9 protein-coding genes are annotated in these 10433 nt (G+C 43.8%); all 9 read right to left on the bottom strand.

Annotated elements, in window-relative coordinates:
* Nucleotides 1–588 precede the first annotated feature (588 nt).
* On the bottom strand, nucleotides 589–1062 hold the full coding sequence (locus QZ735_RS16745) for a DUF3347 domain-containing protein (RefSeq protein ID WP_294250835.1): 474 nt from the start codon (nucleotides 1060–1062) through the stop codon (nucleotides 589–591).
* 202 nt (nucleotides 1063–1264) lie between these two features.
* A complete protein-coding gene (locus tag QZ735_RS16740; protein ID WP_294250832.1) occupies nucleotides 1265–1633 on the bottom strand; it encodes a hypothetical protein in 369 nt (122 codons plus the stop codon).
* 147 nt (nucleotides 1634–1780) lie between these two features.
* Nucleotides 1781–2071: a hypothetical protein gene (locus tag QZ735_RS16735; protein WP_294250830.1), complete on the bottom strand. Its 291-nt coding sequence runs from the start codon at nucleotides 2069–2071 to the stop codon at nucleotides 1781–1783.
* Between the two features lie 52 nt (nucleotides 2072–2123).
* Nucleotides 2124–4343, bottom strand: a complete 2220-nt coding sequence (locus QZ735_RS16730; RefSeq protein WP_294250829.1) for a TonB-dependent siderophore receptor — start codon at nucleotides 4341–4343, stop codon at nucleotides 2124–2126.
* A gap of 51 nt (nucleotides 4344–4394) precedes the next feature.
* A complete protein-coding gene (kdsA, locus tag QZ735_RS16725) occupies nucleotides 4395–5204 on the bottom strand; it encodes a 3-deoxy-8-phosphooctulonate synthase (protein ID WP_294250827.1) in 810 nt (269 codons plus the stop codon).
* A 260-nt stretch (nucleotides 5205–5464) separates the two neighbouring features.
* Nucleotides 5465–5812 (bottom strand): hypothetical protein, encoded by a 348-nt coding sequence (locus QZ735_RS16720; RefSeq protein WP_294250825.1) that lies wholly within the window; start codon nucleotides 5810–5812, stop codon nucleotides 5465–5467.
* Nucleotides 5812–6336 (bottom strand): DUF1697 domain-containing protein, encoded by a 525-nt coding sequence (locus QZ735_RS16715; protein ID WP_294250823.1) that lies wholly within the window; start codon nucleotides 6334–6336, stop codon nucleotides 5812–5814. Before QZ735_RS16715 ends, QZ735_RS16720 begins: the two co-directional genes overlap by 1 nt.
* Nucleotides 6337–6373: 37 nt before the next feature.
* Complete coding sequence (locus QZ735_RS16710; protein WP_294250819.1) at nucleotides 6374–7864, bottom strand: hypothetical protein; 1491 nt, start codon at nucleotides 7862–7864, stop codon at nucleotides 6374–6376.
* Nucleotides 7865–7968: 104 nt separating this feature from the next.
* The coding region (locus tag QZ735_RS16705) for a DUF2723 domain-containing protein (RefSeq protein WP_294250816.1) at nucleotides 7969–10433 on the bottom strand (2465 nt) is incomplete at its 5' end.

Below are 10433 nucleotides of genomic sequence, written 5' to 3'. Positions count from 1 at the left end.
GAAATTATAAAATCATAATAACTCAGCAACATGAAAATTTGGCTTTACCAAATTCCTTGCGCCTTATACCCATATTTTTTTAGTATTCTTCGCGGCCTTGCGTACTTCCACCATCATTCAGTGAATGCATTAAAAATTCTGCTCCGCTAAAGGAGTTGATTAATGTATCAGTCGAAATGCGTAGCTGAAAGAAATCTGGCTTTGGCAGATACCTTGTCCCTTTGAAGCATTGCGCTTGTCCTTCATCTTTTGAGCATTGGCGTTTATTATGGAATGTTGGAAAACGCCAAGGCGCAAAGGGACTCTGAATGTAGTGCGTTTGAAGGCGCAAAGATTTTATCAGAGATAAAATTTCGGAGTGCCGATTGATTTTCATGAGACTGAAGTTATAAAATCATAATAACTCAGCAACATGAAAATTTGGCTTTGCCAAATTCCTTGCGCCTTATACCCATATTTTTTTAGTATTCTTCGCGGCCTTGCGTAATTCCAACCGTCACTTAATGTCTGAATCCAATTAGAATTAACCTCTACATTTTAATTGATTATATAATTAATTCATCAAAATGAGCGACCTGAAAGAAATCTCTACTTTATTTCCGCCTTGATATTTCCGCAGGAAAGCATCGCGCTTCCGTAATACGGATTGACAATTTTCTTCTCGCTGCTCAGCCAGCTTGCGTCGGCCATTGGACAATACTGAACGTATACGGGATTCTCTGAAATCCTGAATGCCCTGGTTATTACAATCATCTCATCCGAAAGTCCGTGGAACGCTTTACGCTGCGCCTCAATATTTTTATTTCCTGAAATAAGAGCGGCCTCTTTCTTCAGCACAGTCAGGCTTTTCTCAGGAACTGCTTTCTTATCTATGGTGGCTAGTGTTCCGGAAAAATCAGCTGCCGCCTTGGCAGTGGCTGAAGCATTATCCGAAGCAAGCGCTGTCTTCACGGCAAGGTAGTTTGCATACAATTTAGAAACCTGCGCATTTTTTTTCGACTGCGCGGAAACGGAAACGGCTGTACTTATAAATAAGGCAACGGCAATAATATATTTTTTCATTTCTCTCCTTTTTATATAACAAAGATAATCATTATCGTGGTAACTGAAAGGTCTTTCCCGGGCCTCTATGTTTATGAAACAATACTGTTTCTTCCTATTATAACAAATGGTCAAGAAGATATACCCTAACAGATATACATGTATACTGCAGACTGAAAAAGCGGTCAGGTACCCGAATGTGCAGAGGCCGGAAGATCATTTTTCAAAAATTAAATTTCAGCTGATCCTCTCCTTTTGCCGGTATTTCTGTCCATTTCCTTTCTTTGAACTGATAGGATCTATACACCGGATCATTTCCATCCAGATAATCAAATTTCACCGTTACAATGCCGTCCGGAAAATTGGCAAACTGTAAAAAAACCGGGTCGCAACCGGAAATACGGCTATTCAGTCGGGTTAGCATCAGTTTTTTGTTTCTGTAAGGAAAATAATAAAATGTACTTTCTTTTTGTACGACGGCTTTGTAGCCTGTGCTTTGATCGGCAATTTTATATTTTATTCTGCCTTTCTTTTTTGTTTTTGCAAGATCAATGATTTTTTTGGATTCACCGGCATAGTAAGCGGCAGCCATATGATCAAATTCTTCACTGTCAGTAATCAATCTGTGATCGGGATACAGGCCTGGAATCAGATTTTTGTGATACTTCTCCTGAATCAGCCTGATGGTTCGCGCTGTCCAGAAATCAGCATGGTGATAAGCCGGATTGACGGTGTTGACCTAACAGACATTTTCATCAAACATCAATGGTCCTCTCCGGTCATGACAGAGATTCCTGAAATAGAAAACCAGGTTTTCATGCTGCAGCCGGTTAAAATCAATACCGGAAACCATCTTTTCAGATAAGCCCGCCAGATCTGTATCCTTCAGTCCGGAAAGTATTTTTACAAGTAAAGTTTCATCCTGCATGCTCTGGCTTTCCTTCCTGATGCTGTCACGGATCATTCTTTCGGAAGACTGTGCAGATACAGTGAATGAAAAAAGCAGTCCGGTAATAATGAGGAATTTCATAGGATGCATCATAATAAAAAACTCCTGAAGAATCAGGAGCTTAAGGATATTTTTATTTAAATTTAAATTCAAGCTTTACATTAAAGAAACGTCCTGTCAGACGTACCGGAACCGGATACATCAGGGTAGTATTGGCATCGGTGATCCACTGGTTAGAGATGGTATTCCTGATGTTGAATGCATTGAACACCTGGACACCAAGTGTCAGCTCATCAAAATTCCCCCAGAACCCATAGGTCTGTTTGTTATCTTTTCTGTCGATAAAAACTTTGGAGAGACCGATATCCACTCTTTTATAGGATGGCAGCGTTTTCTGGTATTTGTACGGATCGGTAAATACCGGAGCGCCCGTTGGAAGTCCCATGGCGTAGGTCAATGTCAGATTCACGCGCATCGACGGGAATTTCGGCATATAATCCTGATAGAACATGGCAAAGCGGAACCGCTGGTCCGTAGGCCTCGGGATGTCTCCTTTGCCGTCTATATTTTCGTAAACACGGGCATAACTGGCAGAGAGCCATGAATCCACACCCGGAACAAATTCCCCGAACAGGCGGGTATCGATTCCGTAAGCATAGCCTGATGCATTATTTTTCCCGGTGTACCGTATCCTCACATTATCCATATAATATGGGATCAGGTCATTCATCTTCTTATAATACAGTTCGGTGGTCAGTTTGAAAGGCCGGTCATCGAAATAAAATTCGTAATCATTGGCTAAAATAGCCTGAATCGACCGCTGGGATCTGATATCCGGATTGAAGTTGCCGTTAAGGTCCTTGATCTCCTTGTAAAACGGAGCCTGGTAATAAATTCCTCCGGAGAGCCTGAACAACATGTCGGTATCCCAGTCCGGCTTGATGGCAAACTGTGCCCTAGGTGAAAATATCGTTTCGTTGTTAAAGCTCCAGTGTGCTACCCTTGCTCCGGCATTAACGAATACCTTGTTGCTGCCCCAGAAAAATTTCTGAGAATACTGGGCATAGGCTGAGAAACGGCTGGGCTGGATATGGTTCCTTCCCGTAATATTATACATCAGATTCAGGTCGGAAGCATTCCTCGGTTCAATAAATGCTTCGTGCGGGATGCTGTATCCGGCGGAATCTACCAGCCGCCATTCATTGGTAAGGTCTTTGAGGTTTTCCTTTTCATATTTGAATCCTACCTCAATATCGGTATTGACATTCGGTGAAAAACGGGTCCTGAACTGGGCTCCGTAGGTTCTTACAAAAAGATCGTTCCGGGCATGTTCAATCTGGCCGCCGGCGTCATAAGAGGTTACCGGCTCTCCGGTAATCGGATCGAACGTCTGAAGGATGTAAGCGGAAGCAATCGAGTAATATTCCCGTTCCCGGTTCTGATAGGAGAAGGCGTCCAAGGTAAACCTCCATTTATCGGAAGGCTTGAAATTGGCAGAGACCGTTCCCATCATATTCTTATACTTATCGTCTTCACGTCCGCCGTAGGCCACATTCAGCTTCAGCGGCTGCTGGAGGCTTCCGAAATCCACTTCCCGTTCTTTCGGGATCATTTCATAGTCGTTTTTGGAGTAATACCCGATAAACGAAACATTGAATTTAGGACTGAAGTGGTAATTCAGATAGGTCTGGAAATCCATATAGACCGGATTGAAATCCGTATCTTCCTTCAGGGTATTCAGCACCAGATTGGTATTCCGGTACCTTCCTGAAAAGAGGGCGGTGAATTTTTTATTGTCATCCTGGCCTTTACCGGAAGCAAAACCCGCAGTCAGGCGGCCGCCGATAAGGCTCCCTTCTCCCGACAGCTCGAATTTCTGAGGTTCCCGGTAATAAATATTCAGTGCCGAAGACATCTTATCGCCGTACCTTGGTTCGAAACCTCCTGCTGAAAAATTGACCGTTGACACCATATCGGGATTGATGATGCTTAATCCCTCCTGCTGGGAATTCCTGATCAGGAAAGGCCTGTAAATCTCGATATCGTTGATGTAGATGAGGTTTTCGTCATAGTTTCCGCCACGAACCATATATTGCGATGAGAGCTCCGTATTGGAGTTTACGGAAGGCAGGGTTTTGATAATTCCCTCGATCCCTCCGGAAATACTCGCCACATTCTGGGCATCTTTAGCTGAAATTTTCACCGTGGTCAGGTCGTTGGTCTGGCCCGTCACTTTTTTCTGGAAAACAACTTCTTCAATGGCAGAAGTTCTCAGCGTATCCTTTTTTTTGCTGTTTTGTGAAAAGATCAGGACAGGAACCAGCAGGCTCAATGGTAAAACTAGTTTTTTCAAAAGAAATATTTTAAGATTTCAAACGTGAATATAGGACTTTTATTTTAACTTTTAGAGGATGGCCTCCCTCACCCGCGTCAATTTCTGCAGCAGGTCTTCCAGCAGATCAAGTCTCAGCATATTGGCGCCGTCTGAAAGTGCGGTTTCCGGCGTGGGATGCGTCTCAATAAAGATCCCGTCGGCACCTACCGCAATTCCGGCTTTGGCTACGGTCTCAATAAGATCCGGCCTTCCGCCGGTTACCCCTGAACTCTGGTTGGGCTGCTGTAATGAATGGGTAACATCCAGGATCACCGGAGCATATGCTCTCATGGTAGGGATGCCCCTGTAATCGACGATCAGATCAGTATACCCGAAGGAATTCCCTCTTTCGATAATGGCTACCTTCTGGTTTTCGGAATCCGTAATTTTCTCCACGGCAAATTTCATGGATTCCGGAGAAAGGAACTGGCCTTTCTTCAGGGTAACACATTTGCCGGTCTTTGCGGCAGCTACCAGCAGATCCGTCTGGCGCACCAGGAAGGCGGGAATCTGCAGTACATCTACATACTGGGCGGCCAGGGCGGCATGCTCATTTTCATGGATGTCTGTAGTCACGGGAATGTGGAAGGTCTCCCCGACTTTCTTAAGGATTTCCAGCGACTTTTCTTCACCAATGGTGGTAAAAGAGTCCACCCGGCTCCTGTTCGCTTTTTTAAAGCTGCCTTTGAAAATGTAAGGAATATTGTATTTGTTGGTCAGTTCCACCACTTTTTCTGCTATTCTCAGCGCCATGTCTTCACCTTCGATGATACAAGGGCCTGCAATCAGGAAAAAGTTCTTTGAATCTTTGTGATGGATATTGTCTAAATACTGAATCATGGGATATATTTAAAAGTTCGGTAAAAGTAATGAGAAAATTCGGATTTCTGAAGTTTGATTCTTAAAACCCTGAATTTTTCATGACGGCCCGCCGGGCGCACGATTCAAAGCCTCCTGTTTTATGGGAAAGAAGGTTATATCCGGCAGGGATGAATATAAAGAAAAAATGCTTGAGATCATTCCGGAACGACGGGATGAATGGACGGTAACAGTTTCAGATTTCAGACAGGCATATTATTTTTAACGAACACCCATACTTATCAGGAAAACCTGAAAACATCCTGCACTAAGGCCGTGTACAACATAGTAACCACGAAAAACAGAACTGTAAACACCAACTGGTAGATGATGTATTTCCTTATCTTAAATACCTTTATGATAAGCAGGTGGGCGCAGAACAGAATAAGATAATACCCTGTCATGATCACCACGCCTTCCCCCGCTAATTTCATTGATTGGGCTGCAGATAAGCAAAAGACCAGGGAGAGCAGAACTACGGAAGCCAGGCTGATCAAAAATCTATTCCGGATGTTCCTATTTTCCGGATAAACGAAATAATAAAAATTGGATAAGACCAGGATGACAGCCAGTAATTTAACAACATCCATCAGAATTTTTTGAGGATTTTCTCAAAAGTACTGATATTGCGGCTGGTAAACCGTTCTTTCAGGCTCTTTTTCCCCAAAATTTTCCCGAAGGAAGAGCCCAGAGTATTTCCTTTGGGAACCTGCCAGTAGAAGTTGCCGTTTACGATCCGGGCTGCTTCTTCCGGAGCTTTTACGGCGTTTTCAAACGCAGTAATCAGCACTTCTTCAGTTCCCGGGTTGCCGATGAATACATACGAATGAAGATTTTCATTTTTTTCATAAGGGTTTTCTGTAAGGATGGTTTCCGTTTCCTCCCGGGACCTGATGAACAGGAAAGCCTCATATGAAAAATGGTCGGCCATTGCCTTTTCCAGTAGTTGCTTCAGCATCTCTGCTTCCATATCCGAAGAGAAAATAATATTTCCCGAAGCCAGCACCGAAACAATATCAGCCATACCGGCTTTCCGGAAGACTTCACAGACTTCTTCCATTTTCATATTGGTTCCTCTGACATTTACGCCGCGGAGAAAAGCACAGTATTTCATAATCGGTTTACTTTAAATCTGCAAAGCTGCTGTTCAATTATTCAGGAATCCGTTCATACAGGTTATAATCTGTCCCTGAAGGCTTCAGCATATAAATTTTTTCCAAGATCTTATTATTGCTGTTCAGATGTTCCCTGACCCGGAATTCTTTCAGCAGACGGTAATGCGCATGATAATATGCTGCCTCTTCACCAGTAAAGAGATCGCGGTAAGACAGAAGATATTTCGGTTTCCTGTTTTTCACCGTGTTGATCCTGAAATGGTTTTTGTCTTTTTTAATTTCCTCCTGCACCCCTTTGTCAACCAGTCCCACCTCATCAATGGTTTTTAATCCGGAAAAATACGGCACATATCCGGCCGGTTCCAGGAAAATCCACTGGTTTTTATCGTTCTCGTAACCGTTAAGAAACAGGCCGATCGTTCTCCGGTAATTCCACTCACCGTTTCCGGTAGCAATACAATGAATAGTCTGGAATGCCAGCATCGGAATACTGTAGACCGCAATAAATAAAGACAGCCACAGGATTTTTTTTACCCTCTGTTCGAGAATAAAAACAAGTACCGGAACAAACAGCAGCAGCTGCGGCACCCAGTAATACCAGTCGAAAAAACTTTTCTGAGACAGGAAAATAACCTGCTTTACCCAGCCGAAAATAAAGATGATCCAGAGGAAATAATTTCGCTGCTGCTTCTGCCTGATCAGATAGACAAAACACAGGATTTCAAAAAGAAGGATCACGATGGTTACCGGATTGAAATCCCCGGGAAGCTTCAGCATACCGCAGAAATTACCAAAATTGGATGCGAATATATTCAGGTTCTGTGCAAAGGTAAAATGGTGATCGTAAGCCAGCTTTTTTGCGGTAATGGTGTTATTGACCATTTCGCCGAAATACAGCCAGTTGAAAGCCAGTGTTGCCGTAAGGCCCAGGATACCGCCGAGAACGTAGCCCCATCTGAGCTTCCTGGTCCAGAGAAGGTCTGTCACAAATATGATCCCGAGAAAGATAACGGTGTCGATTCTTGTGAAAATAATCAGGACAGGAAATACAAGCAGTGCCCACTTTTTCTTTTTGTGGAAGCCGTAGTACAAAAGCGCCATTTCCAGGAAAAACAGGAGGCCGTATTCCATTCCGAGAATGGAAATCTTGATGGCGGGCGGCAAGATGCCAATCAGGAAAATGAAGAGTGCTTTGTGCCAGGCATTCTTCAGCAGCAGATGGGAAAGCAAAAGGCTTCCCAGTGTAAAAAGGACAGAATTAAAGATCAGAAGCGGTTCTGTAAAATTTTCTTTTCCGAAAACCAGGTTGAAGAACCAGGAAACAAATACATACAGATGGGTGGTAGACGCAGAAATTTTAGTGTCACCATTGAATCCGATGACTCCGTAATCCAGCAGGTTCTGTGCTACCCTCCAGGTGATGAAGGCATCTTCCTGGATATAATGCGTGAGTAAAAACAAGAGTTTAAAAAGTACTGTAATTCCTACAGCCAACAATGGGATTTTTTTACTTTCTGTATCTGTCATTGTGCTTCGTTAATCCCGCAAAGATAATCTTAAAATTCCTGTGGCACAATAATAAAAAAAACGGAACCGAAGTTCCGTTTTTACTTATATGTTGCTGCCAGCAATTACTGGGTTGCTTTCATGATCGAATTGGTGATCTGCGATTCTTTCTCTTTGGAATAGGTAGAATCAAAAGGTTCCATAATATCAAACAGATACTGATAGAACGGCGTGATCTTCTGCACCTGGTCAGATTCGCTCATCGCCTTTTCTTTCCCCATTTCCTTAAGGTTCTCGACGAAGGTGTTGAATTTTTTGTCGATCGGCTCAATGGATTTTACCAGGTACTCATAGGCTTTATCTTTTTTGCCGATTTTCTTGTATGCATCGGTAACGGCAGAAACCACCAGGGAATATTCCATCGGCTTTGTCCTGATCTGTCTTCTCAGATAACTCTGGTCCGCTTTGCTTAAGCTCATGTAATAATCATACTCATCAAAGATTCCCTTTTTCAGCACTTCGGCCAGTTTCAGCCCTTTGGCTTCCTGCCCGGATACGATATATCCATAGACCATGGAGCTTAAGGAACGCGGGTCGTTATACTTCTGGGCCGGAATTTCCTTGGATGCCAGATCAAGCATTTCGAGCGCCTTTCCTTTCTGGCCCATCTCTGCCAGAGAAGAGGCAGCCCTGCTGGCAGACGAGCGGTAGCTCATGATGTTGGAAGTAGCGGTCTCATCGAAATGGGTATTCAGGTCCTTGAAATTCCCCCACCGGTAGTTTTTCACCACATTGTACAGGGAATTGCCGTCCACTCTGCCCATTTCTCCGTCCGATGACGGCGGCGTATGGATCGGAACCAGCCTGTAGCTGAATCCGTCAAACTGAAGGTATTCGTCCAGGTAGAAAATATTTTCACTGTCATAGATTCCTCCGGAGGAGAAGCTGATCGGTTTCTTCCAGTCAAAGTTGGCCAGAATATCCAGCATGATCAGGTTATTTTTGTATAAGGTGTTTGCCTTATAGGTAATCATGATCTGGTTTACCGTCTCCGGCAGGTCAGATTGTTTAATGATTCCAGACTGTACGGCATTGGCCTTATTCACGGGAAGGATAAACTTGTTTACCGGAAGGATGTTGTATTTTTCAAACTTCTCTTCCCCGAAATACATTTTCAGCAGTTCGTTTTTCGAAGGAGACGTGTACTTAAGGAAGCTGATGGCCTCTTTCATCGTCATGGAATCCTGGGTCAGGTACTTTCTGAATTCGGCAAATTCAGTTGCCGGTGCACCCTGCTCTTTCAGCATGGAGAAAAGCCCCTGCCAGTCTTCTTTCTTCATCATATAGATCTGATCGTTTACGCCGTCTCTGTAATCATCATGGGTAAGAACTCCCGGAACCGGCGCGGCATTATAGGTTCTTCTTTTAATCTGATCGATATTCCATGGTGTGGAAGCCAGTGTGAAGTTGACCACCTTCACATCATCTCTGAAATTTTGTGTTTCCTGGATAGCCCATACCGGATAGGTATCATTATCACCGTATACAAACAGGATGTCATTTTTAGGCAGTGATTTAAGAATCGAATATCCGTAATCGTATGAAGTATACCGGTTATGACGGTTGTGAACATTATAGTTCTGGAATCCCATCATGAAAGGCACACCCAGCAGCACAACGCCCAATACCAGATTCGCCGCACCCGATTTCACTTTAGACTGCAGCAGCCAGAGCAGAGCTCCGGCACCCAGGCCGATCCAGATGGCAAATACATAGAAAGAGCCAACCATTGCATAATCCCTCTCCCGGGGTTCGAACGGTTTTACACCGGTATAAAAAACAATCCCTACGCTCATCAGCACAAAGATTGAAAGCATTGCGTAGAACCTTCCGAAATCCCTGTTCAGCTGGAAAAAGAATCCGATCAGTCCCAGAATCAGCGGCAGGAAGAAGAATTTTACCGTACTTTCGTTTTTAAACTTGGCAGGCATCTTGTCCTGGTTTCCTACAATTCCGTTATCAATAAAAGGAATCCCGGAAATCCAGTTCCCTCTCGTGCTTTCCATATTTCCTTCCAGGTCGTTCTGGCGACCAACGAAATTCCACATCAGGTACCTTGCAAAGTAATAACCGTTCTGAAAGGTAATGAAATAATCCAGGTTCTGTGCCAGTGAAGGCTTCTGGATGGTAATCAGGTTATAAGGCTTCACCTTCAGGTAGTCGGAGGCCGTAATGCTTTTGTCTGCATATTTCTGTCTCAGCTCTTCATAGATCTGTTTGGCCTCAGGGCTGTTGGCAACCTCTTCGTTGGCGTCATTGAAGGTGAAGTCCGGAGCGCCGTACATCGAAATGTAGTTGGACATGACGTCTTTATCTTCACTGAACATCCTCGGCATAAAGCCTACATGCGCTTTATTGAAGACATAGTTGAAACGGTCACCGGTTTTTCTGTAGGTTCCGGTTTTCTCGTCTTTCTCATAGATTTCGCCGGTTTTTTTTGTCTTAAAGCTTCCGTCTTCATTTTTTTCAATACCGTCCGAGGTGAGGAAGGCCGTATAGTTCTGTCCGTAAATGGTAGGCCAGTCGCCAT

Source organism: uncultured Chryseobacterium sp. (assembly GCF_913776365.1).
Taxonomy (GTDB): Bacteria; Bacteroidota; Bacteroidia; order Flavobacteriales; family Weeksellaceae; genus Chryseobacterium.
This window is presented reverse-complemented; position numbering and strand designations above follow the sequence as displayed.

What these genes read in the sequence shown, in the direction of transcription:
- QZ735_RS16745 (WP_294250835.1), bottom strand. Translation starts at nt 1,062, where the DNA reads ATGAAAAAATATATTATTGCCGTTGCCTTATTTATAAGTACAGCCGTT.
- QZ735_RS16740 (WP_294250832.1), bottom strand. Translation starts at nt 1,633, where the DNA reads ATGGCTGCCGCTTACTATGCCGGTGAATCCAAAAAAATCATTGATCTT.
- QZ735_RS16735 (WP_294250830.1), bottom strand. Translation starts at nt 2,071, where the DNA reads ATGAAATTCCTCATTATTACCGGACTGCTTTTTTCATTCACTGTATCT.
- kdsA (WP_294250827.1), bottom strand. Translation starts at nt 5,204, where the DNA reads ATGATTCAGTATTTAGACAATATCCATCACAAAGATTCAAAGAACTTT.
- QZ735_RS16720 (WP_294250825.1), bottom strand. Translation starts at nt 5,812, where the DNA reads ATGGATGTTGTTAAATTACTGGCTGTCATCCTGGTCTTATCCAATTTT.
- QZ735_RS16715 (WP_294250823.1), bottom strand. Translation starts at nt 6,336, where the DNA reads ATGAAATACTGTGCTTTTCTCCGCGGCGTAAATGTCAGAGGAACCAAT.
- QZ735_RS16710 (WP_294250819.1), bottom strand. Translation starts at nt 7,864, where the DNA reads ATGACAGATACAGAAAGTAAAAAAATCCCATTGTTGGCTGTAGGAATT.